This window comes from Spirosoma gilvum, assembly GCF_054776815.1.
In genome coordinates this window covers 308440-332136 of the sequence record NZ_BAAHBH010000010.1, presented here as the reverse complement: position 1 = coordinate 332136, position 23697 = coordinate 308440, and the positions used below count along the sequence as shown (strand labels likewise).

Here is a 23697-nt window from a genome sequence, read left to right as displayed (position 1 = left end):
CACTATTTTGCAGAAAAACAATCGACGTAACCGGAACGCATGAAACATTTCCTGCTTTTTTTTCTATTACTTTCAACCACTGCTTTCTCCCAAACTGACAACCAATATAACCTTATACCGTTTCCAGCCCGTTTTTCGGGTCAAAATGGCCAGTTTACGCTGACCAATACCACACGAATCGTTATTGCTCCTGCTACCGATGCCAGTGTGCGGGCGGTGGCTCAGACCTTTGCCGGGCAAGTCAAAACCGCTAACGGTATTTCGCTAACGGTGGCCCCTACCAGCCCGGGATTAGCCAAAGGAGCGCACATTTTCTTTACGTTAACTAAAAAGTTGAATCTGGGTGACGAAGGGTATAAACTGACCGTAACGCCGGGTAAGGTGCTGGCCGAAGCCGCTACGGCCAAAGGGCTTTTCTATGCCGCTCAAACCATGCGACAACTACTACCAGCCCCGCCAATGCCCTCTGCCCAGGCCCCTATGCTCTCAATGCCTGCCTGTGCCATTGCCGACAAACCTCGTTTTGGCTACCGGGGCCTGATGCTCGACGTTGGCCGGAATTTTATGCCCGTGTCGTTTGTCAAGAAGTTTATCGATCTGATGGCGATGCATAAGCAGAATACGTTTCACTGGCACCTGACCGACGATCAGGGCTGGCGGATTGAGATCAAGAAATACCCCAAACTGACGCAGATCGGTAGCAAACGGGCCGAAACGGTGGTTGGCCAGAACTACCAGAATTACCCGCAGCAGTTCGACGGAAAACCCGTGGGCGGTTTTTACACGCAGGACGAAATCCGGGATGTGGTCCGGTACGCCCAAAGCCGATTTGTGACGGTTGTTCCCGAAATCGAAATGCCCGGCCATGCTCAGGCGGCTCTGGCGGCCTACCCCGAACTAGGTTGTGACCCCGCTAAAGGGTATAAAGTGCGTACCCAGTGGGGTATTTCGGACGATGTGTATTGCCCATCGGAGAAAACATTCACCTTTTTACAGGATGTATTGACCGAAGTCATAGCCCTTTTCCCCAGTAAATATATCCATATCGGGGGCGACGAATGCCCCAAAACCGCCTGGAAAGCCAGTGCGTTTTGTCAGGATCTAATTAAGAAGAACGGACTTAAAGACGAGCATGAACTGCAAAGCTATTTCATTCGGCGTATCGAGAAGTTTTTGAGTACCAAAGGTAGGTCGATCATTGGCTGGGACGAAATTCTGGAAGGTGGACTGGCGCCCAATGCCACCGTGATGAGCTGGCGCGGGACAACGGGCGGTATTGAAGCAGCCAAACAGAAGCATAACGTGGTCATGACGCCCACCAACACCTGCTATCTGGATTATTATCAGGGCAACCCGGCAACCGAGCCACTGGCCATTGGCGGTTATCTGCCACTGGATCAGGTGTATGCCTACGAACCCATGCCTACCGAACTGTCGGCCGATGAGCAGAAGTATGTGCTGGGTGTTCAGGGGAATATCTGGACCGAAATGATGCCTACACCCGAAGTCGTTGAGTATATGGCTTACCCACGGGCGATTGCGCTGGCGGAGATTGGCTGGATGCAGGCCGGTCCGCACAACTTCGAGGATTTTGCCCAGCGGCTTAAGAATCACCTGCCCAAACTGTCGGCCATTCCGGTCAATTATGCCAAACGGTTGTTTGACATTTCGGCCAACACGCAACCTAACGATCAGGGACAGCTTCAGGTGAAACTGAGCAAGTTGGATTCGGACAGCCAGATTTTTTACACAACAAACGGTAAAGAGCCCAACGAGAAAAGCACCGAATACATTGGCCCCTTTACGCTGACCAAAACTGCAACGGTGAAGGCCATGACCCCAACCGGAGGGCGCCTGACCCAGACATTCACCCTGCATAAAGGCAAGAATAAGTCATACAAGTACGCCATAGCCCCTGATCCGACCGCCGACCCGGCCATGGCCAAATTAACCGACGGTGTTCGGGGCGAAACGCCACGCGACAAGCGCCAATGGGTGAATTTCAACGACGACATGGAAGTGACGCTCGACCTGGGCGATGTGACGAGTGTCACGAAAGTATCGCTCAACTTCCTGAAAATCATTCTCCAGCAAACGTTTCCACCTACCTCGGTCGATATTGCCTTATCGAAAGATGGCTCGGATTATAAAGAAGCGATCTCGCAACCGGTCAAGTATGAGTTAACCGGTCCCTGGGACATCTTGCCGGTCGTTGCCGATTTCAAAACTGCCCGCGCCCGCTACGTCCGCATTCGCGCTAAAAACGCAGGCGTCTGCCCCCCCGATCATCCACGGGCGGGTCAAAAAACGAAGTTCGCAACGGATGAGATTGTGGTTGAATGAGCAGAGGGCATGGGGGTATGGGCAAAGGGTAAAACAAGTAGTTAATCCACCCTCTGCCCTTACCCCTCTGCCCCATACCAATAAAGCCTATGAAAAAAATTGTTGTGCTCTCCGGTGCTGGGATTAGTGCCGAGAGCGGTATACCGACTTTCCGGGCTTCCGATGGTCTTTGGGAAAACCACCGGATTGAAGATGTAGCCACCCCCGAAGCCTGGCAGCGAAATCCGACGCTGGTGCAGGATTTTTATAACCAGCGCCGGAGACAGGCACTGAGCGTACAGCCCAATGCCGGGCACTATGCATTGGTGAAACTGGAGGAGAAATACGACGTAACGGTGATCACGCAGAACGTTGATAACCTTCACGAGAAAGCCGGTTCGTCAAACGTGGTTCATCTACATGGCGAGTTATTTAAATCGCGCTCAACCGCCGACGAATCGCTGGTATACGACATCGAGGGCTGGGAAATCAAAATGGGCGACCTCTGTGAAAAAGGCTCCCAACTGCGACCGCACATTGTCTGGTTTGGCGAAGCTGTACCCATGATGGATGTAGCTCTGGACATCACCTACGAAGCCGATCTATTCATAGTCGTGGGTACGTCTCTCAATGTGTATCCGGCGGCTGGTCTGGTGTATGCCGTTCGCGACGGCGTACCCATATACGTTGTCGACCCCAACATTCCCGACATGCACAAACGCGCCAACGTCACCTTCATCGCCGAACCCGCTACAATTGGCTTGACGCAATTAGCAAATGAGTTGCTGGCGAAGATGTAGTTCAAATTGTTTGCTTTCAATAATATCAATGCGTCAATACAACTGTAAAGTTCTGTATTGACGCATTGATTACATGGTTTAGTGCATCTATTTACGAGTTAGCTGTTATTTTAACCGACCACTCTGCAAACATCAACTGACAAAAAAAATATTTTCGACTTTATGTCCAATATTCAAAAAGTCAATCGTCATTATGGTGTAACAATTAATAAAGTAAAAAAATGAAAGAATTTCTAATGATTTTCAGAAGCGAAATCAACGAATCGTTTGGACCTACACCAGAACAAACGCAAGGCAACATTCAAGATTGGATGGATTGGATGGGCGGTATTGCTGCACAAGGAAAAATGGCAGGTGGAAGCCGTTTGAGTTTTGAAGGAAAAACTTTGAAACCTAATAATGTAATTGCCGATGGACCTTATGCAGAAGTAAAAGAAATTATTGGAGGTACCATAGTTGTTAAAGCAAATAACATTGACGAAGCGATGAAATTGGCAGAAGGTTGTCCTATTCTTAGCCACGGTGGAAATGTTGAAGTTAGAACTATTATACCAGTTAATAGTTAATTTGAACGATAAAGAACTAATTGCACAACTTTTTAAAACAGAGTACAGAAAGATAATTTCTGTACTCTGTAAGTTGTTTGGTCTTGTACATATTGAAATTGCAGAGGACATTACAAACGATACTTTTTTATTGGCTTCTGAAACTTGGGGATTAAAAGGTGTTCCTGAAAATCCAACAGCCTGGCTTTATACTGTTGCTAAACACAAAACCAAAGACTACTTTAAAAGACATAAAACATTTTCTGAAAAAATAGTTGTTGATTTTAAAATAAATCAAAGTCAAAGTGACGATATAGAAATTGATTTATCCAATAAAAATATAACTGACAGCCAATTGCAAATGATTTTCACCATTTGCAATCCAATAATTCCAGCAGAAGCACAAATTGGTTTAGCATTAAGAATCCTTTGTGGTTTTGGCATTGACGAAATTGCAGAGGCTTTTTTAACCAATAAAGAAACCATCAACAAAAGATTATTTAGAGCCAAAGAAAAATTACGAACCGAAAATTTTAAAATCGAATTTCCCACAGAAAACGATATTAATTCAAGATTAGAAGCTGTACTAACAACATTATACTTGCTGTTTAATGAGGGTTATCATTCAAGTACCCAAAAAGCTCATTTGCGAAAAGAATTGTGTTTGGAAGCAATGCGTTTAAATTATTTTTTACTAGAAAATGAAAATACAAACAAACCCATCGTAAACGCTTTAATGGCTTTAATGTGCTTTCACTCTTCACGTTTTGAAGCAAGAACAAATCAAATAGGCGAACCAATTTTGTATGATCAACAAGACAGAAATTTATGGAACGAAGAACTCATAGCAAAAGGGAATTTTTATTTAATACAAAGTGCTCAAGGAAATGAATTAAGCAAATATCATTTAGAGGCAAACATTGCCTATTGGCATAGTAGCAAAATTGAAAACCCAAAAAAGTGGGACAATATTTTACAAGCCTATAATCAACTTTTGCTAATTGAATATTCACCAATAACAGCATTAAACAGAACTTTTGCCTTGGCACAGGTAAAGGGTAAACAATCTGCAGTTAAAGAGGCAGAAAAATTAAATCTAAAAGACAATCATTTTTACTTTTCCTTGCTTGGTTATTTATATACAGATATTGACAATATGAAAGCAATTGAAAATTTTGAAATTGCATTTACCTTGGCAACGACAAATGCAGACAAAGCAACAATCACAAAAAACTTGAATGACTTGAAAGCGAAGAAAAACAACAGCTAACAAGGGGTTTGGCAATAGTTGGGCTTGGCGAATTTAACCTCAGCATTTGTTTGCTATTCATCTTTAGTTCCAGCTTGAGGTTATAAATTTAGCTTTGGTGCAAAACATCAGCAGCCTATCTTTGTTCAGCTTTGGTTCGGGCAGACGGAACTCTGAATGTCCCACCATCGCAAATACCTCGACGTTATATGCCCAATATAACCCGCCGTAAATAAAAAAATGTTCAGGCATAAAGGGAAAAGCAGGAGTTTAAAGCAAAATTTAGGTATCGCGTCTCTACTCTCCTTTGTGGCCGGTATCGTCAATGTGGTGGGCTATCTGGCGGTACAGAAATTAACCACCAATGTGACGGGGCATTTTGCGCTTATGGTGGAAGAAGCCTTAAAAATTAATATCAACCAATCTTTTTATTATTTTCTCTATATCTTTTTCTTCTTTTTAGGTTCTTTCTGTTCAAATCTCATTATTCAGATTACAGAAAAAGTAATGGATAAATACATATTTATCATTCCGGTTTTATCCGAAACATTTATTCTAACAACAATCGCATTTTTGAGCTTTGATTATATAGCTGATAATCCAAACCTGGTTGCCTGTTCAATGCTATTTGCGATGGGGCTTCAAAATTCGTTAGTCACAACGATTTCAAGTTCGGCCGTCAGAACAACTCATTTGACGGGCTTATTTACGGATCTAGGCATCGAAGTTTCTCAACTTTTCTTCTTTAAAGCGAAGGGGCAACAGACAAAACTAATAGCCGCTATAAAATTAAAGTTAACGATTATAACAGCTTTTTTTCTTGGTGGAATTATAGCAGGATTATTGTTTTCAACTTTCAAAATGAGAACCCTGCTCATCGGTTCGTTTACCTTACTAGTCGGCTTAACCATCGACTACATGAATGTAAAAATCAGGCAGAGAAAAATAAAACAGCAAAGCCTGGGACATTCCAGAAGCTTTAGCCAAATTGATTAAAACCTTAAGGACGCGAAGTCGCAAAGAATTTAGTCCTTTGCGACTTCGCGTCCTTAAGGTTCAATAAAATTCTACTTAATAAACAACCACTTATTGTACAGCGCTTTTTGAACTGACGTCTGGTTAGATAGTGGTTCCAGTCGGTAGCTGACCAGCGGATTTTGCGACAATGTGATGGGCAGCTCACGCAGAAAGCCCGCCCGGTTCACAAGCACCTTGATAGTCTCGCCAACCCGACGGCCACTGATATGACGCAGCAGATCATCCCCCACCCGAACGCTATCGATAGAAATAACCTCATCCCCAACGTTGAGTCCTCCTGTATACGCAGCCGACCCACGACGTACACTCGTAATGGTCGATTTGCCATTGGCCGGGCTTACGGCAGCACCCAGAAAACCATCCTGTGTTTTGGATGCTACATTCACCAATTGCAGACCAACAGGCTCGAAATAGGCGTTGTAGTTGATTGGATCGGCCGTGTTGACGGCCGTCCCGAAGAAATCGTCGAGTTTGCGACCCGCCATCTGCTCAGCCGCCTGCCGGAATTCAGCATCCGTAAAGCCGCGCTTTTGCTTTTTGTAGTACTCATTGTATAGGAACCGCATCAGGTCGTCCATACTACGCTCGCCGTTACTGCCCGCCAGAATCGCCAGATTCAGGAGCGTGCCCAACACACTGCCTTTGCTGTAATACGAAATGGTCGTATTGGCCGAATTTTCGTTGGGCCGATACCCTTTGATCCACGCATCCCAGCTTGATTCGGCTACCGATTGCACCCGTACTCCGGGCTGATTTTCGATAACGGTAATATCGTTAGCCACAATGGTCATATAGGCTTCAGGTGTATGAAAACCCGCCCGACGCAGAATATTATCTTCATAAAACGATGTACAACCCTCTGATAGCCAGAGCATGTGCGTATAGTTTTCGTTCTCGTAGTCGAACGGTCCCAACGCAATGGGGCGAATGCGTTTTACGTTCCAGAGGTGAAAATATTCGTGCGCCACCAATGTCATGAAGCCTTTGTAGTTCGACTCCGTAGCGTAGGCATTCCGGGTAGTTTCGAGCGTAGTTGAGTTAAGGTGCTCAAGGCCACCCCCTCCCGGCGGAATATGATGCACAATGAAGGTATAATGCGTGCACGGATGTTCACCTACCACTGTAGCGGCTGCTTCACAAACACGTTTATAATCAGCAGCGAGTCGTTTTTCGTCATACTCCACTTCGCCAAACATCGCCACCGTATGCGGAATGCCGGAAGCCGTGAATGTGAACGTTTTCTGATTTCCAATTTCAATCGGCGAATCGACTAGCCTATCAAAATCGGCGGCTTCAAACGTAAATTTTTCTCCAGAAACAGGTTCTAATCCTGTCGAAACCATGGTCCAGGATTTGTAGGGCTGTACCACCACCCGTAATGGAATCGTTTTCAGCGCATCGTGGTACATAAACATCCCGGCGGGCGTTACGTAGCCGTGGTCGGCATCCACAAAATTGGTTCGGACGGTTAGCTCGTTGGCATATACCCGATAGCGAATTGTCAGGTTGTCGTCGCTGGTATACACGCGCCAGGCATTCTTCCGAATTTTTTCGCTCGGAATGGTCTTGCCCCCCGCTGATACAGTAAAGGTTTCCACATTTTTGGCGTACTCCCGAATCAGGTACGAGCCCGGTGTCCAGACCGGCATTTTGATGTCGAGATAGCCGTTTTTCTTTGCATTCGTGGCAGTGGCTACATTTTTCAACTGCATCTCAACGTCGAAGTAGTGCGTTTGCGGCTCCGGCATTGAGAGCACATAGGTGACACTCGGTGTTACGGCAGGCAGATTTTCATCAGATACTAAAGTCGTCGCTGTTGATGATTGTGGGGTAAAAAATGTCCAGATAGTAAGTAAATACAGAAGCCGGGCGTTTTTTTTCATACGGAAAGAGAGATACCTTCGTTTTTTGTCCAGAATAGACCTGATATTTGTCAATTTATCAGCGAAACTACGACTCAATTCAGAAATAATAGTCTTGTTTCCGAAGTTTATAGTGTATTGTTTACAGTAATCGGTTTAGGGTTTATGACGGGCTAACGCATGAATGTGTGTTGCAACACCCCTTTGTAAACTGTAAACCGAATACCGTAAAACCTCTCAACATTCTGTTTATGCCCTACACAATCTCCCACATCAGTCACCGCTTGCTTTACCTGCTGATCGTTGGGCTATTTTTAACGCGTACGGTATCGGCACAGCGGACTCAAAGCTATGCCGAACCTGATTACCATTATCGGAACGGTCTTGAGCTTTTCGAAAAAGCCAACTATGCCGCTTCCCGTTATGAATTCCGTCAATATCTGGAACCTAGGCGGGGTGATGGCTCTCAAACGCTGCTCAACACCGGCGATCAAAACGCCGTAGAAGCCGAGTACTACGTTGCCCTGACCAGCCTATATATCGATGAACCGGGGGCCGAGCTACTGGTGGATCGGTTCGTCAAAAACCACAGCGAACACCCAAAAGCCGGACAGCTCTATGGCGATTTAGGTACGTATTACTTCAATCGGCAGGATTATGCCAAAGCCATCAGCTTTCTGGAAAAAGCCGTAGCGCAAGGCGGAAGCAATGCCCAGCAAACCGGCTATAAATACCAGTTGGCCCTCTCCTACTACAATACGCAGGATTTACAACACGCCCTGCCGTTGCTCAACGAGGTCAAGCTTGACCCCAGTTTTGCCAATGCGCCAGCGGCTTCATACTACGCCGGGGTAATCAATTTCCGAAACCGCAATTACAATGAAGCCGTTGCTGACTTTCGGCGGATCGAAAAAAATCCGACCTATCAGAATGAAGTGCCCAACTGGATTGCGCAGGCGCTTTATAAACAACGGCGGTACGATGAGTTGCTGGCCTATACGGAACCCTTATTGAAACGATCGAATGGAGCGGCCCTGAATGAAGTGGCTCTGTTTACGGCGGAGGTGTTTTATCAGCAGAATCAGTTTGCGCGGGCGATTCCGTATTACAAACAATATATCAATACCGCAGGTGCTAAGGCTCCCAGTGCGGTTAAGTTTCGATATGGGCAATCGCTATTCCGCACTGGCGCTTATGCCGATGCTATTACCCAGCTTAAACCTTTAGCCAGTGGGAAAGACACAACGGCGCAGTATGCCGCTTATACGCTGGGCGTTAGTTACCTACAAACACAAAACCCAACCTATGCCCTGAGTGCGTTTGATCAGGCTGGTCGTCTGTCGTTCAATAAAGATATTCAGGAAGAAGCCCGGTTCACACATGCTAAACTGCTACTCGACCAGAACAATGGAGCCGATGCGGTTAAAGAGCTGACCGCTTTTCTGAAGCAATATCCCGGCAGTAAATTCGAAAATGAAGCCAACGAACTGACCGGCGAAGCTTACTCGGCATCGAACAACTACCCGGCGGCCATCGCTTATATCGAAGGCCTGAAACGTCGAACCCCCAAAATAAACGCCACCTACCAGCGACTCACCTACAACCAGGGTGTCAATGATTTCAACGCCGAACGATACCCGCAGGCTGTTGCGAACCTGGATAAGTCGCTGAAATATCCGGTCGACAATGAGTTGCAGCAGGCGGCCCAATTCTGGAAAGCCGAATCGTATTCGGCTGGTAAGCAATACGATACAGCGATTCCTTTGTATGCCAGCATTGCTAAGTCGGGTTCGGGATCATATGCGACCAAAAGCTTGTATGGACTGGGGTATGCGTATTACAACAAAAAAGATTACACCCGTGCCCTGCCCTATTTCCGCGATTTCGTGAGTCGTGGCAACGATGCTGACAACCGTGAGCAGGTTCAGGACGCCACCATCCGGCTGGCCGACACCTATTTTGCCGGGAAACAGTATGAGAGTGCCATGCGCTATTACGAACAGGCCATTGCGCAAAATGCGGCAGATAAAGACTACGCTGCCTACCAGAAAGCCGTTATTCTCAGCTACGTAGGACGTGATGCCGAAGCCAAAGCGCAGTTCGATCAGGTACAACGTCAATTCCCCAATTCGCGCTTCGTGGATGAGTCGTTGCTGCAAAAAGCCAATGTCGACTTCGAACGGGGAGCGTATCAGGTGGCTATTCAGGGCTATACCAAACTCATTCAGGATAAACCCAACAGTTCGCTTGTTCCGGCAGCCCTGCTGAAACGGGCCATTGCCTATGGAAACGTTCAGCAATACGACCCGGCTGTTGCCGATTATAAACGCATTCTGGACAATTATGGCGACTCGGAGCAAGCACAAAGTGCCTTACTCGGGATTCAGAATACGCTAAACGACGCCGGTCGACCAGAAGAATTTTCGCAGGTATTGGGCCAATACAAAAAAGGAAATCCGGGTAGTAGTGATGTCGAACGTGTGCAGTTCGAAAATGCGAAGAACATTTATGCCAGTGGTAAATACCAGCAGGCCATTCAGTCGTTGCAGTCATTCATGCAAGAGTACCCAGCCAGCCCCAGTACGGCCGAAGCCCGTTATTACCTGGCAGAATCGTACCGCCAGACCGACGATCCAGGCAATGCGCTCCGCTACTACAACCTAATTATTGCTGACAATCGCTCAGAGTATTTGGTTCGTGCAGCTACGCGAGCGGCCGACTTAGAGACCAAACAGAAAAACTACCCCCGCGCTATTCGGAATTACCAGGTCATTATGGCCCGAGCCAACGGTAAGGCCGAGCAGGTAGCCGCTCAATTGGGTATGATGGATACTTATTTTGTCTATCCCAAACTGGATTCGGCTGTCGTTATGGCTCGCGAAGTTCTGGCGGCAGGGAACGTCGTATCGGGAGCACAGAACCGGGCGCAGTTGATGCTGGGCAAAGTTGCCTTTGCAAAAGGCGATTATAAAACCGCTCAGTCCGATTTCGAGAAAACCATTGCGTTAGCCAAAGATATTAATGGAGCCGAAGCTCAGTATAATCTTGGTACAATCCTGAACAAGCAGAAAAAATACAAGGAATCGACGACGGCTCTGCTGAAGTTCAATGAGCAGTTTGGTGATTTTGAATATTGGAAAGGCAAGGCATTCATCCTGATTGCCGACAATAACGTTGCCCTCGACGAAATAGCCCAGGCCAAAGCCGTTCTGAATTCGATCATCGAAAATTCATCCGATCAAACCATCATCACCGAAGCCAAACAAAAACTGGCGACGCTAGAAAAATAAAGAGCGAATGTGTGAAAGAGCGAATGTGCGAAACCATAGAGTAGGATTTCGCGTCAGCCTTCCGCTCTTTCACACTTTCGCTCTTTCGCTCTTTAAAATACTATGCAAAAACGAATCATACTCGTTCTAACCTGCCTTTCGACTGCGCTTTTTGCCCAGCAGCCAAAGCCAACACGGCCTACTAAAGAAGGAGAAATTGATAGTCAGGAAATTACGGTTGAGAAAAGCCGTAAAATTGAACTGCCTGCTGCCAATCGAGTTTTTAACAAAATTCCGTCGGTAAAACCCTCAGCTGACCAACGGAAGATGACCTATGAGTTTGAAGATCGTAAACTGACCGTTGGCGATCCTCGAATCAACCCAAATGTACTGGCCCCTGCTACCGGTCAGGCCGACGATACACCAGCGTATAGCAACTACGTAAAACTTGGCGCTGGTAATTATAGCTCGTTTCTGGGCGAAGGATTTGTAGGGATCAATAACTTATCGAATTTGGCTCTGGAAGGTTCCGTTCGCCATTTATCGTCCGGGTTAGGGCCTGTCGATGGTAAGAATTCGTCTCAAAGTGATACGCGTGTACGAGTAACGGGTAAGTACCTGGCCGATGCTTTCAAGCTCCAGGCCGACCTTGGCTTCGATCGGAATGCCTATAATTTCTATGGTTACAGCCGCGAATATGCAGCCCAGTCCAGCTTCAACCCCGATCTGATCAAGCAGCGACTGAATACCATTAATTTTAAGTTGGGTATCGAAAACGCTAATTCCGACAATGCCATCGACTACTCGCTACGTACAGGAATCACCTCCCTGCGCGATCGATTCAACGCTTCGGAAACCGACTGGGGGACGAATTTGAATGCATCGCTTGGCATTAGCGATAATGTGTTCGCGTTAGTTGCTGCTGATGCCTACCTGACTCAGCGTTCGGATGGCAATATTGTCGACAACCGGAATCTGTTTCGGGTAAAGCCCACCTTTAAGTACACCTCGCCCCTGTTTACGCTGACAGTTGGGATCAATGCGGTTAACCAGACCGACCAGCGACAGAATATCAATGATACCCGCGCTTTCCCTGTTGCCAATATTGATATAACTCCGGTTGGCAACATCCATATTTTTGGCGGTGTCGATGGCGATATTAACCGGAATACACTTCGATCGTTACTGGCTGAGAATAAGTGGCTTGCTCCACAAGTCCTATTGGCTAACACTGTTAAGTCGCTGGATATTTACGGCGGTTCGAAGGGAGCGTTGGGTGGTGGTTTTTCGTACGAGGGCAAAGTATCGTATGCCCGCTATCGGAACTTCTCAACCTTTAACAACACGGCCCCCGACACCACAAAATTCTTCGTTTTATATGATGGCGGTATAACCAACGTACTCACGGTATCCGGTCAGCTTGGCTATGCTCTGAAAGACAAGTTCCGATCAACACTCAAAGCTGACTTTTTCAATTACGGCCTCGACCGGCTCGAAGCCGCCTGGGGACGTCCGCGCACGACCGCTACCTGGACAAATTCATACATTCTGAATAAAAAATTATTCGTCACTGCCGATTTGTATTTTTATGAGGGTATTCAAAATAAAAATATGGTGTCGGGTGTCGCCTACACCCTAAAACCCATTTACGACGCGAACCTCAAAATTGACTATTTCTTAGGTAAGCAGGTAGCCGCGTTCGTTTCGTTAAATAACATCTTTGGTCAGAATTACCAGCGCTATTTGTATTATCAAACGCAAGGGCTTAACTTTCTCGGAGGAATTAGTTATTCGTTCTAATCTCACCACCAATCAGCTACTATGGCTTCCGTCAACGACTATCTCAAAAAGTTGCTGTACCAGTACGATTGTGTAGTTGTTCCCGAGTTGGGAGCATTTCTGACTCACTACCAATCGGCAAGTTTTACGGAATCCAACGGTCTCTATTTACCACCCCGCAAACGAGTTGCGTTCAACGAAGCGTTGCGACTGGATGATGGCATCCTGGCCAATTACATCATGTTGCATGAGCCCGTTACCCGCGAGGGTGCTCAACGACATATCAGTTCATTTGTGGCAGAACTCCGACAGCAGGTCGAAACCACCGGGCGCTTCGAACTGGAAGGGGTTGGTACGTTTACCTACAATGACGAAGGTCGATTGCAATTTGGTCCCAGTTTACGACACAATTTTTTTGGCGAAGCCTATGGCATGAGTCCTTTGTCAGTTCAGGCTATTACAAAACAGAACTTGCCCGAACCCGTTATTGAGGCTATACCCGTTTCAACGGCGCTGGGACCTGTAAAAGTAGAAGAGGAAGTCTCGTTGACACCCTATCGGCCTGCCCGTCCTTACTGGCGAGTTGCGGCTATTGCGCTACTGGTAGGGTCGCTGGGCGCATTTAGCTATTTTTCCGTTATTGAACCGGGGCAACCGTTCCAAAGTAGTCTTGATCCGGCGAATCTATTACGATTTACGACCTGGTTATTCGAACGGCCTGCTCAGACAACCGAGGTACACAAAGCTATTTCTGTCAAAAAAACAGTGCCTGCTCCAATAGCAGCTATACCAACTACAGAAACGTCTTCAGTTGAGCCTGCTACGGTAACACCCACTCCTGCCAAAGAGGTATCCGCTAAACCAGAGCCCGCTCCTACTGAGATTAAAGCAAAGGTTGATGTAGCGATGGCTCCAAAAACAAACGTGATAGAAAAGACCGTAACGCCAATTGCAATGATGAAGCCGCTCCGTACCGGTCCTCATTTTACGGTCATTGCCGGTGTGTTTCTGAGCAAACAAAACGCCCTTCGCTTACGTCGTCAACTGCGCAAAGCAGGGTATGAAGATGCATTTATCATTATGCCAGCAACTGGCGAAAAGGAGCGATATAAAGTAGCGGCTGCTGGTTCCGCCATCCGTTCAGAAGCCGTTGCCAAGATGGCTGCCATCGACTCGCTGGCGGGAACCGAATCCTGGATATTAAAGAATTAGCAAACTTAACTGTCTAAACACATCAGCCAGCCATAGAAAGCTGGCTGTTTTGTTTGTGCCGACTTTACCTGATGTTAACATTTTCTGTTTAGCCAAACCATGAAATCATATATCATCCAAGTACTCAGCGAACTAAAGAGATTTCTGAACGATGTATTAACTGGCCGCATTAAGGTAGATATTTCCTAAAAGCAGTATTCATTGCCGGTTCGCTCAATAGCCGAACTAATTAAAATACAATAAAACTGATTGACAGTAGTTTGTAATTTTCTGAGAACGAGTATATATAGTCGTTTAAACTTTTTACAACTAAGATTGATTGGATAGTGAATTTGTCATTCCGACGATAGGAGGAATCTAAAAGCTAACTATTGAGGAACTTTTAGATTCCTCCTATCGTCGGAATGACAAATTCACACCATTTTTTAGCCGAGTTATAAGGTTATTTTAACCTAGGACTTTCGCCTTTTAACTACAAATATATTCTTCAAATTATCTCTTACAGTAGCAGATCAGTTATTATCCAGGATTTCTATCTTCAGACAATTTAAAAGATTGTTAGGCTATCTATTTTCTTGATTAAGTTTAGTCGATGTTGTAGCCCTAACGCCGATGGTTCAATTCCTATCTTCTCAAAAATTAACTTCCCATCTCGATCATATATACGTGTTGTTGGCACTGCATCAAACTTAAATAAGCGTTTCAAATTCGCAACTGATTTTATATCGACTAGCCGGGCGCTGCTATTTTCAATCTGATAAGGTGAGGTAGTGCCAATGATTATAGGCAGAGTTAGTTGTTTCAAGCCTGAATGCATGAACACTTTTCGGTAGATGTCGGCACTATCAGAGGTAGACGAAAAGCGGCTTAACTCTTCATTCGAGTTTAGGGCTAAAGTTAAAAAAGTAACTCGCCTATCGAATTTATATCGGTCATATACTACTTGAAGTTCAGGTAATTTTTTGAGGCAGGGGCCACAAAAAATTGACCATATAGTCAATAGGGTCACCTTATTCTTTGTTACTCTTTGTAAATCGACTGAATCAGCTTTAAATAGTTTGGCTTTGAAGTCAGGTACCTGTGTTTTAGTAGGAGTTTGGCAACTAGTAACTATCAGAAGCAAGACAATCAGCCAATATAATCTTCTCATCTAATCTGTGGTATATCCTTCTATTATATAAAGAAGTACAGTATAGTGACTAAGTAACGAATTTTGTGCGATTCAGCAAAATAACTTAATACTCATTCATGAAGTGCTTCAAGTCTACAGTAATGCCTAAAAACAAAACGACCTCCACTTTCGTAGAGGCCGTTTTGCAAAAGCAAACAGGAACGTTAGCCTAAGTAAGTTTTCAACGCTTTCGACCGTGAGGTGTGGCGTAACCGACGAATGGCTTTTTCTTTTATTTGCCGAACCCGTTCACGGGTCAGGTTAAATTTCTCACCAATTTCTTCCAGGGTCATGGCATGTTCGCCGTTCAACCCGAAATACAGGGTGATCACATCAGCTTCGCGTTGTGTCAGCGTCGAGAGCGCCCGTTGCACTTCTTTCCGAAGCGAATCGTTGATCAGACCAGAATCTGGCTTGTCTTCGCCATCGTTTTCGAGTACATCGAGCAGGCTGTTTTCTTCCCCTTGTACAAACGGCGCATCCATCGACACGTGACGGCCCGAGATTTTCAACGTATCCACCACCTCAGCAGCTGAAATCTCCAGCACAGCGGCCAGTTCTTCGGGCGATGGTTCACGCTCAAACTTCTGTTCCAGATCGGAGAACGTTTTCGAAATCTTGTTCAGTGAGCCTACGCGGTTTAGCGGCAAACGGACAATCCGTGACTGTTCGGCCAATGCCTGCAGGATTGACTGACGAATCCACCAAACGGCGTACGAAATGAATTTGAATCCGCGCGTCTCATCAAAACGCTGGGCAGCTTTAATCAAACCCAGGTTTCCTTCATTAATCAAGTCACCCAACGAAAGGCCCTGATTCTGGTATTGCTTAGCAACCGATACCACGAAGCGCAGGTTGGCCTTTGTCAATCGTTCGAGGGAGAGTTGATCTCCTTCCCGAATTTTCTGGGCCAGCGTTACTTCCTCGTCTGGTGTGAGTAGATCTACCTTACCAATCTCCTGCAAGTACTTGTCTAACGACTGACTTTCACGATTGGTAATCTGTTTTGAAATTTTTAGCTGTCTCATATTCTGTTTTCCCCGGCAGAGCGACTATATAACGCTTTATTTTGACGTTGAATTACACAAAAAAGTAACAATGACTTACGCATTTTTGTTCTCTGGCTTCGGCAGTAAAACTTTGCGCGACAAGCGATATTTACCCGTTTTTTTATCAATGTCAATCAATTTGACCGTTACTTCCTCTCCAACCTGCAAAACACCATCCATTGTCTCCAAGCGTTCCCACTTAATCTCCGAAATATGCAATAAGCCATCCTTACCCGGCATGAACTCGATAAACGCACCGAACGGCTGGATGGTTTTGACTTTACCTACGTAGGTTTCACCCACTTCTGGCACAGCCACAATCCCTTTCACCCGCGACACGGCTTTGTCCATGCTCTCTTTGTTGGTCGCAAAGATGCTAACCCAGCCCGCGTTGTCGTGCTCATCAATATTGACAATCGCACCCGAATCTTTCTGGATGTCCTGAACCACTTTACCACCGGGTCCGATAACGGCACCGATCTGGTTGGTATCGATCTTGATGACGATAGCGCGGGGAGCATGTGGTTTGAGATCTGGGCGAACTTCGGCAATGCCTTTCTTCATTTCACCCAGAATGTGTAGCCGTCCGGCACGCGCCTGTTCCAGGGCCTGAGCCAGCACTTCGTACGAAAGGCCGTCCACTTTCAGGTCCATCTGGCAAGCTACGATCCCTTTTTCGGTACCGGTTACTTTAAAGTCCATATCACCCAGGTGATCTTCGTCGCCAAGGATGTCAGACAGTACGGCATATTTCTCACCATCAGAGATCAAACCCATGGCGATACCAGCTACGGGTGCTTTGATCTTAACCCCTGCATCCATTAGGGCCATTGTACCGGCACAAACTGTTGCCATCGACGACGACCCGTTCGACTCCAGAATATCCGACACGATCCGGATGGTGTATGGATTTTCGTCTTCGGGAGGCAATACTTTTTTCAGTGACCGGTGGGCCAGGTTACCATGACCAATTTCGCGTCGGCCAGCACCCCGGTTCGGTTTTACTTCACCCGTTGAGAAACCGGGAAAGTTGTAATGCAACAGGAATTTCTCGTAGCCCTGGAACATCGGCTGATCCACAATTTGCTCATCGGTTTTAGTACCCAGCGTAGCCGTAGTCAGCGACTGAGTTTCACCACGAGTAAACAGCGCCGAACCGTGAGGACCTGGCAAGAGACCGGCTTCGGCCGAAATCGGACGAATCTCGTCTAATTTACGACCATCCAGGCGAACCCGCTCATCGAGTACCAGTCGACGGGAGGCTTCCCATTCCAGATCATGGATATAGGTTTTAATAAGGCCTACATTCACCTCCGATCCTTCAGGGAACGAAGCGATATACTCATCACGTATGGCCTTAAACGCTTCCGAACGGCCTTTTTTGCTTGGGTTCTGCTGGCGGGCTACGGCATAGATTTTATCGTAGGTTGCCGTCCGAACAGCTGCCCGAAGGTCTTCGTCGTGCGTTTCATGGTTATATTCCCGCTTCACAGTCTTGCCCACTTTGGCTCCCAGTTCTTTCTGGGCCTGGCACTGAGCTTTGATGGCTTCGTGAGCGGCTTTCAACGCTTCCACCACTTCGGCTTCAGAGCATTCGCTCATTTCACCTTCGACCATACAAATATCTTTCTCGGTAGCGGCCACGATCAGATCAATCGTAGCCCGATTCAGATCGCCCGTTTTAGGATTAATTTGATATTTACCATCAATTTTAGCGACCCGAACTTCTGAGATAGGTCCATTGAAAGGAATATCGGATACGGCCAGGGCCGACGAAGCCGCCAGGGCGGCCAGAGCATCCGGCTGTACTTCAGGATCGGCCGAAATCAAGGTAATCATCACCTGCGTATCAGCATGATAATTATCGGGGAAGATAGGCCGCAGCGCGCGGTCTACTAAACGGCTGATCAGGATTTCGTAATCGCTCAACCGGCCTTCCCGGCGCTGAAAGCTGCCTGGAATCCGACCAGCGGATGCAAATTTTTCCTGATAATCAACGGATAAGGGAAGAAAGTCAACGCCTTCTTTGGCTTCTTTACTCGATACAACTGTGGCTAACAGCATAGTGTCGCCCAGTCTGACAACCACCGCACCGTCGGCCTGACGGGCCATTTTGCCGGTTTCGATGGTAATTTCCCGCCCGTCGGGCAGCGCAACGGATTGCGTGGTAATTTGAAACATACAACAGATTTTGAATATGTCCTCTACAGCTTTAAACCGCGTGGGAGTTATCGGGTTGGCGATAATCCCGAATTTATATTGTCAATAATTTTCACTTCCTTGTTGTAGAAACAACAAAAATGAGGGAATCTACTATAAGCAGATTCCCTTTTTTAGACTAGAGCCCGATTACTTCCGTAATCCCAGCGCGGCCAGAATAGCCCGGTAACGCATGATGTCTTTTTTCTGGAGGTAGTTCAGCAACCGCCGACGCTTACCTACTAATTTTAAAAGACCCAGTTGGGTACCATAATCGTGCTTGTGAACTTTCAGGTGCTCAGTTAAATGACTGATCCGGTACGTGAACAGCGCGATCTGGGATTCGGCCGACCCGGTGTCCGTTGCACTTTTGGCGTACCCCGAGGTGGAGAAGATCTCCTGTTTTTTTTCGGTCGTTAGATACATCTTCAGACAGCTAAATGTAAAAAAATAATGAATTCGGGTGCAAAGATAGCGAAAAAAGTCAATAGCTTGTAGTCGCCAGTTAATTGTTTATGTAACAAGTACAGATTGATGCAATTTAAGCCTGACCGCTTACGGCTACTGACTGCCGATTTCGAAAGGCTTCCCACTTCCGCTTCAACCGTTCCCAGGCTATCACATAGACGTCTTTATCAAATAGTCTGGAATCGTGACGGGCGCGTTGCATCAGCACTAAACCGATCGGGAAAAGAACAATATTGGCCATCCAGGCCCCTAAAGGCACCCAGAGCAATCCATCTTTAGCGTATTTATCGCCCGCAATAGTCAGCACATACAGGAAGATAAAAAAGACAATTGCAATCAGTACGGGCACACCAAAGCCACCTTTTTTGATGATGGCTCCCATCGAAGCGCCAATCAGAAACATGACGAAGATCGATATAGACTGGGTAAATTTATGGTGCGATTCCAGTTGGTATTTCCAGACATTTTTTTCTTTTTCGGTCAGGTAGGTTACGTTGGAAGTCGCGTACGATAGAATATTTTGGGCCGAGTTAAGCGCCATCTGTGCCAGTTCCGGCCGGGCAATCTGGTGCTTTTTCAGCAGGGAATCAACCCATTTGCCATCAGCCACCTTTTTTTTGTGGACAGTCCCATCCGATTTAAACTGGTAGCTATAGTATTGCCGGGATGTACTGGCAACGTTCAGACTGGTATTGGTATAATCTTTTCGTAATGAATCGGTCAGATCCGATAGCTCTTTGAGGTTTTTCATGTACTCATGGTACTCAAACTGGTTTTCATCTGTCCGTTTGATGCCGAACGACTCCAGACTGATGACCAGCCGATAATCTTTAAAGCCATTGCGCATGAACTGCCCTCCTCGTACGGTCGACCCACCACTGGCGTAGCTCACGGTGCTATTGTCCGAGTACTCCTGATAATCGTTGCCATTGAACAGTTCAAACACCAGATACGTCCGGTCCTTATCGGTATACATTCGCCCAGAATCGGCCAGGATAATTTCACGGTTTCCCGACTCCAGCCCACTCATTGGGTGTTTGTAAATCACCAGTCCCTTTAGCAAATCGCCGGTCTTGCTATCCTTTGGGCCTTTAATCTTGTGGTCTACTTTTATACTATAGCCCGGCAGGTCATTGTAAAAGATACCCTCTTTCAGGTTCAGAGCAGCTTTGGCCGTTTTTATATCGTAGAGAAGACTATAGCCTTTCAGGTTAGCCCAGGGCGATACCGAATTATTGAACCAGAATGAAAAAATACTAATCCCAACGGCCACGATCAACAGAGGACGCATGGCTCGTGTCAGTGAGATACCGGCACTTTTCAGGGCGGTTAATTCAAAAAATTCGCCCAGATTGCCAAACGTCATCAGGGACGAAAGCAGCACTGCCAAAGGCAGGGCTGTCGGTATCGTCAGCAGGGCAAAGTAGAAGAGCAATCGGACAAAAGTAGCCAGATCGAGGTCTTTCGAGACGAAATCATCGATGTAAAACATCAGCAGTCGCATCAGAAAAATAAAGATGACGACGGCCAGGGTCAAAAAAAACGGCCCCCAAAACGAGCCGAGTATTAGTTTATCAACCTTCTTCATTATAATGTATAATGTAGAATGACTACTGCATAATGGTAGAGAGAGAACGCCAACTTCATTATACCTTGTTCATTTTCCATTATTCATTAACATAATTTAACTCCCAACAATTTCTTTAAGCTTTTCCATTAAACCGTCCCAAAGGTCTTTGAGTTCTTCTTCATCGGTTGTGTTGGAGTAGTCGGTAATCCGCAGAAATGTCGATTGGGTCAATTCGCTCTGGTCGACCCGGAAGTCGACATAATTATTATCGGAGTCTTCATCATCTGTATCCAGAAACTCGAAGCGCACCCCCTTGTTCTGCCGCATCGACACCTGCCTGGCTATATGGCTTTCGTTATCCCATTGGAAATCGAACCGTTGTTCAGGCATGGTATTGACTTTGGTAGCAAACCACTGCGACAGGCCTGAAGCTGTACTAATATAAGGAAACAGCATTTTGGGAGAGGCCCGAAGTTCATACTCGGTGACGAATTTATATTTCTCCATAATTTATTACCATAGAAAAGGGGTCATTGGCAAAGGTAAACGATTTTTTTTTCGAAAGTCAACGCCCTTTTTTGCATTAAGTCAATTTTTTCCTACTTTTGTGGCATCAAATCCGGCGGGGTAGCTCAGATGGTTAGAGCGTAGGATTCATAACCCTAAGGTCGGCAGTTCGATCCTGCTCCCCGCTACACATATATAGCCTAATTAGTTACTTATCAACTAGTTAGGCTATATTTATTTGTGACTGTATACGGCTTGGTGTACGGAATTAGTATATCCTTAAGTTAAAAGGAGGTTGTTTGATCTTTATAAAATACATCAATTTAAAAGGAGTGGTATACTGTAAGAAGTTCACTGCTTTTGAAACTATAGTTTCGTAAAAAGCAAACAAATTGAGTAGTGAAGACAACTAAATGGTTGATTTATACAGTATTGATTGGAGCTACCCCATTTTTCGTAAGGCTCTTTGTTTTTATTTTTGCCACAAAGCTAAAATCCGATTATATCATTAATGAGGTCGATATGGTTACATTCGGTTTAGTACTTAGTGTTTCTAATATTAATGAATTGGAAGATCGTGTGGATTTGAGCCCCCTATCAAAGTCAATCTATATCGGCATATCGGTCTTTTTGCTCGTTCTCTTCGGTACATTTTTAGGCATTGCTTATTTCGCGGACATAGATAAACATAATTTAGTTGATAAAGGAAGAATCAAAACATGTTCAGCTATATTAAGCGTTGCCTCTTTGTTGTTCAGCTATTCAATATATTATAGGCAGCGGTTTGAACAAAAAATAACTCCACAATGGCAGCGTACTTAAATACCTTCGTTTTGGTTGCAACGATTGTAGGAGGTTTTTTAATGTTATTTCTTTCCTTTAAAAACTTCCAGCATATCTTTATAAAGGTACGAGATATAAAGGCTAAAGCAGAAGAAGATGCAGCGATTGCCTCTCAGAAGTACCTTAAGCTATTCGAATCCTTCTCTTCAAACTCAACCGTGCCTACGAAATACCTAAGCCATCTTAAAGGCAGAAGTAACCGGGGTGAGTTCGACTTCCCAGTAAATGAAGCCTACTACTTCATGGTCGAAGATCGGGCTTACTATGCCGAAACTATCAAAGAACGGTATATCGTTAATAAGCCCCTCAATGAACTGGAAGAAGAACTAGACCCAGCCCAGTTCTTCCGAATCAAACGCGATTATATCGTTAACCGACAAGCGGTTTTACACTACTCCTACTTGGAAAACGGTAAATACATAGTAACGCTCAATAATCCTACCCACTACGAAATCATCATTCCCCGTGTTCGGTTTCAGGAATTCGTAGAATGGTTACGACCAAGTAATACAACTACTGATGTCAATCAACCAGTTACCCCAAATGACATAAATTAATTATAAGTTATATTTAGTCTACTTCTTTAAATTCAAGGAGTCATTAATCATACTCCCAATTAAGCCCAATACATATTTTTGACTTGCCCTATCTTCGCTCTCCGTCGCCATTTACTCAGCATACGTTTGAAGAACTTGCGGGTAGCGGTGTGTTTATGGTACTTACAGGCCCGGCATTGGGAACAGCGGCAAGGTTTCGTTTTCATAGATTTATAGCCGTCTAAGTGTAATTGGCGGTTAATAAACGTTTGTCGATCTTTCTATCAGCAAGATACTCCCGAATCGAAAAAACGTCGTAGAACGGCTTAGCTCCTTCGTATCGGTGTGTTAATACTCCATCAACGGTTAATCGCCTTAATTTATCGTCTTTGATGTTTAAAGCAATCACAGCCTGATTACGACTTAGCCAACGTATGTCGGTCAACAGCGACTTTAGAAACTCGATATCCGCTTCTAGCTGCTCTACTCTTTTTACCTGTACTTTAAACTCTTCGTAAGTTGGAACTTCTGCCATTGTGTAATAACTGGACTTAAACGATTGTAAGAAGCGTGTAGGCTAAACCGACTACTTAGATGTCGTAGCACAAAAAACGCCGACTCTGGATGAGCCGACGTTTAACGAGTTCACTTACAGTACTTCAAATAATAAGGGCTTTTTGTTGGATAGAGAGCAGAAAGCGCTTAATCATTTACCAATAATAGTAACATCAATGATGGTTATTCTATACTTTAGTAGCGTATTGATTATTCGGCTTTATAACAAAAAAAACGCCCAGACTAGTAGTCCAGACGTTTCCGTTTCTATCCACACCATTAGGAATCGACACTAATCGATTCCTAGTTCAGCCACCAGGATTTCGCCTGAAGGATGTTCAATATAGCTCCTTTTGGATAGTTACTTTTGAAGAGGTCCGGTTTGTTATCATGCGGCTAAAGCAGCGATATAACAGTCTCAATTAAACTACCTGCCAGAATTGTTATGCTCAGCCGAAAAGCCAACTCGTAGTGATGGATGCGCTATTTGAGCAGCAGCACTGTTTCTTCTAATACCGTTGCTTTCTGCTCATTCATGCTGGTTAGCTTCCCTTCGGCTTCGACCTGCTTGCGGTTAACTCTGCAAATTTAAATAGCTTTAAGTTGGAGGAACTGCTTTGGGAGCAGGAGGTCGTAGGTTCGAATCCTGCCACCCCAACACTGAAAATCAGCCAGTTAGCTTAATCGCTGACTGGCTTTTTCTTTTTGGGTACAACACTAGGT

General features: G+C 45.6%; 18 protein-coding genes and 1 tRNA gene. 11 read left to right on the top strand and 8 right to left on the bottom strand.

Annotated elements, in window-relative coordinates; translation table 11 throughout:
- Positions 1-39: 39 nt before the first annotated feature.
- The 5 genes from ACYVFD_RS25640 (at position 40) to ACYVFD_RS25620 (ending at position 5912) form a co-directional block, all read left to right on the top strand.
- Positions 40-2343, top strand: a complete 2304-nt coding sequence (locus ACYVFD_RS25640; protein WP_461093358.1) for a glycoside hydrolase family 20 protein — start codon at positions 40-42, stop codon at positions 2341-2343.
- A gap of 89 nt (positions 2344-2432) precedes the next feature.
- Positions 2433-3122 (top strand): SIR2 family NAD-dependent protein deacylase, encoded by a 690-nt coding sequence (locus ACYVFD_RS25635; protein ID WP_461093357.1) that lies wholly within the window; start codon positions 2433-2435, stop codon positions 3120-3122.
- Positions 3123-3343: 221 nt separating this feature from the next.
- Complete coding sequence (locus ACYVFD_RS25630) at positions 3344-3688, top strand: YciI family protein (RefSeq protein WP_461093356.1); 345 nt, start codon at positions 3344-3346, stop codon at positions 3686-3688.
- Positions 3651-4937, top strand: coding sequence for an RNA polymerase sigma factor (locus ACYVFD_RS25625; protein WP_461093355.1), 1287 nt, complete (start codon positions 3651-3653; stop codon positions 4935-4937). The genes ACYVFD_RS25630 and ACYVFD_RS25625 overlap by 38 nt, the downstream gene beginning before the upstream one ends.
- A gap of 219 nt (positions 4938-5156) precedes the next feature.
- Positions 5157-5912, top strand: coding sequence for a YoaK family protein (locus ACYVFD_RS25620; protein ID WP_461093354.1), 756 nt, complete (start codon positions 5157-5159; stop codon positions 5910-5912).
- A gap of 71 nt (positions 5913-5983) precedes the next feature.
- On the opposite strand, the gene ACYVFD_RS25615 is transcribed toward ACYVFD_RS25620, so the two are convergent.
- Positions 5984-7837 carry a M61 family metallopeptidase gene (locus ACYVFD_RS25615; RefSeq protein WP_461093353.1) on the bottom strand — a complete coding sequence of 618 codons (1854 nt, stop codon included), beginning with the start codon at positions 7835-7837 and terminating at the stop codon, positions 5984-5986.
- A gap of 230 nt (positions 7838-8067) precedes the next feature.
- Here ACYVFD_RS25615 and ACYVFD_RS25610 point away from each other — a divergent pair, with 230 nt between their 5' ends.
- The 3 genes from ACYVFD_RS25610 to ACYVFD_RS25600 all read left to right on the top strand — a co-directional run bounded on the left by ACYVFD_RS25610 (position 8068) and on the right by ACYVFD_RS25600 (position 14076).
- Positions 8068-11106: a tetratricopeptide repeat protein gene (locus ACYVFD_RS25610; protein ID WP_461093352.1), complete on the top strand. Its 3039-nt coding sequence runs from the start codon at positions 8068-8070 to the stop codon at positions 11104-11106.
- Positions 11107-11208: 102 nt separating this feature from the next.
- On the top strand, positions 11209-12885 hold the full coding sequence (locus tag ACYVFD_RS25605; RefSeq protein WP_461093351.1) for a TonB-dependent receptor: 1677 nt from the start codon (positions 11209-11211) through the stop codon (positions 12883-12885).
- Between the two features lie 21 nt (positions 12886-12906).
- Positions 12907-14076 carry an HU domain-containing protein gene (locus ACYVFD_RS25600; protein ID WP_461093350.1) on the top strand — a complete coding sequence of 390 codons (1170 nt, stop codon included), beginning with the start codon at positions 12907-12909 and terminating at the stop codon, positions 14074-14076.
- Between the two features lie 547 nt (positions 14077-14623).
- On the opposite strand, the gene ACYVFD_RS25595 is transcribed toward ACYVFD_RS25600, so the two are convergent.
- From ACYVFD_RS25595 to ACYVFD_RS25570, 6 genes are all read right to left on the bottom strand, one after another.
- Positions 14624-15226 carry a TlpA family protein disulfide reductase gene (locus ACYVFD_RS25595; protein WP_461093349.1) on the bottom strand — a complete coding sequence of 201 codons (603 nt, stop codon included), beginning with the start codon at positions 15224-15226 and terminating at the stop codon, positions 14624-14626.
- A gap of 185 nt (positions 15227-15411) precedes the next feature.
- Positions 15412-16275, bottom strand: a complete 864-nt coding sequence (locus tag ACYVFD_RS25590) for a sigma-70 family RNA polymerase sigma factor (protein ID WP_009282104.1) — start codon at positions 16273-16275, stop codon at positions 15412-15414.
- 75 nt (positions 16276-16350) lie between these two features.
- Positions 16351-18477 carry a polyribonucleotide nucleotidyltransferase gene (locus tag ACYVFD_RS25585; protein WP_461093348.1) on the bottom strand — a complete coding sequence of 709 codons (2127 nt, stop codon included), beginning with the start codon at positions 18475-18477 and terminating at the stop codon, positions 16351-16353.
- A gap of 168 nt (positions 18478-18645) precedes the next feature.
- Positions 18646-18921: a 30S ribosomal protein S15 gene (gene rpsO, locus ACYVFD_RS25580; RefSeq protein WP_080056571.1), complete on the bottom strand. Its 276-nt coding sequence runs from the start codon at positions 18919-18921 to the stop codon at positions 18646-18648.
- 115 nt (positions 18922-19036) lie between these two features.
- Positions 19037-20551: an LptF/LptG family permease gene (locus ACYVFD_RS25575; RefSeq protein ID WP_461093347.1), complete on the bottom strand. Its 1515-nt coding sequence runs from the start codon at positions 20549-20551 to the stop codon at positions 19037-19039.
- Positions 20552-20647: 96 nt separating this feature from the next.
- Positions 20648-21040 (bottom strand): START-like domain-containing protein, encoded by a 393-nt coding sequence (locus ACYVFD_RS25570; RefSeq protein ID WP_461093346.1) that lies wholly within the window; start codon positions 21038-21040, stop codon positions 20648-20650.
- Between the two features lie 114 nt (positions 21041-21154).
- Between ACYVFD_RS25570 and ACYVFD_RS25565 the strand changes: the two genes are divergently transcribed.
- The 3 genes from ACYVFD_RS25565 (at position 21155) to ACYVFD_RS25555 (ending at position 22440) form a co-directional block, all read left to right on the top strand.
- Positions 21155-21228 (top strand) — tRNA-Met (locus ACYVFD_RS25565).
- Positions 21229-21439: 211 nt separating this feature from the next.
- A complete protein-coding gene (locus ACYVFD_RS25560; protein WP_461093345.1) occupies positions 21440-21862 on the top strand; it encodes a hypothetical protein in 423 nt (140 codons plus the stop codon).
- A 179-nt stretch (positions 21863-22041) separates the two neighbouring features.
- Entirely contained in the window at positions 22042-22440 is a 399-nt protein-coding gene (locus ACYVFD_RS25555; protein ID WP_461093344.1) for a LytTR family DNA-binding domain-containing protein, read from the top strand.
- 220 nt (positions 22441-22660) lie between these two features.
- On the opposite strand, the gene ACYVFD_RS25550 is transcribed toward ACYVFD_RS25555, so the two are convergent.
- Positions 22661-22954, bottom strand: coding sequence for a hypothetical protein (locus ACYVFD_RS25550; protein ID WP_461093343.1), 294 nt, complete (start codon positions 22952-22954; stop codon positions 22661-22663).
- Positions 22955-23697 lie beyond the last annotated feature (743 nt).

Bases quoted from the DNA above. Each gene is read 5' to 3' on its own strand.
- ACYVFD_RS25640 (WP_461093358.1), top strand. From the start codon at position 40: ATGAAACATTTCCTGCTTTTTTTTCTATTACTTTCAACCACTGCTTTC.
- ACYVFD_RS25635 (WP_461093357.1), top strand. From the start codon at position 2,433: ATGAAAAAAATTGTTGTGCTCTCCGGTGCTGGGATTAGTGCCGAGAGC.
- ACYVFD_RS25630 (WP_461093356.1), top strand. From the start codon at position 3,344: ATGAAAGAATTTCTAATGATTTTCAGAAGCGAAATCAACGAATCGTTT.
- ACYVFD_RS25625 (WP_461093355.1), top strand. From the start codon at position 3,651: ATGTTGAAGTTAGAACTATTATACCAGTTAATAGTTAATTTGAACGAT.
- ACYVFD_RS25620 (WP_461093354.1), top strand. From the start codon at position 5,157: ATGTTCAGGCATAAAGGGAAAAGCAGGAGTTTAAAGCAAAATTTAGGT.
- ACYVFD_RS25615 (WP_461093353.1), bottom strand. From the start codon at position 7,837: ATGAAAAAAAACGCCCGGCTTCTGTATTTACTTACTATCTGGACATTT.
- ACYVFD_RS25610 (WP_461093352.1), top strand. From the start codon at position 8,068: ATGCCCTACACAATCTCCCACATCAGTCACCGCTTGCTTTACCTGCTG.
- ACYVFD_RS25605 (WP_461093351.1), top strand. From the start codon at position 11,209: ATGCAAAAACGAATCATACTCGTTCTAACCTGCCTTTCGACTGCGCTT.
- ACYVFD_RS25600 (WP_461093350.1), top strand. From the start codon at position 12,907: ATGGCTTCCGTCAACGACTATCTCAAAAAGTTGCTGTACCAGTACGAT.
- ACYVFD_RS25595 (WP_461093349.1), bottom strand. From the start codon at position 15,226: ATGAGAAGATTATATTGGCTGATTGTCTTGCTTCTGATAGTTACTAGT.
- ACYVFD_RS25590 (WP_009282104.1), bottom strand. From the start codon at position 16,275: ATGAGACAGCTAAAAATTTCAAAACAGATTACCAATCGTGAAAGTCAG.
- ACYVFD_RS25585 (WP_461093348.1), bottom strand. From the start codon at position 18,477: ATGTTTCAAATTACCACGCAATCCGTTGCGCTGCCCGACGGGCGGGAA.
- rpsO (WP_080056571.1), bottom strand. From the start codon at position 18,921: ATGTATCTAACGACCGAAAAAAAACAGGAGATCTTCTCCACCTCGGGG.
- ACYVFD_RS25575 (WP_461093347.1), bottom strand. From the start codon at position 20,551: ATGAAGAAGGTTGATAAACTAATACTCGGCTCGTTTTGGGGGCCGTTT.
- ACYVFD_RS25570 (WP_461093346.1), bottom strand. From the start codon at position 21,040: ATGGAGAAATATAAATTCGTCACCGAGTATGAACTTCGGGCCTCTCCC.
- ACYVFD_RS25550 (WP_461093343.1), bottom strand. From the start codon at position 22,954: ATGGCAGAAGTTCCAACTTACGAAGAGTTTAAAGTACAGGTAAAAAGA.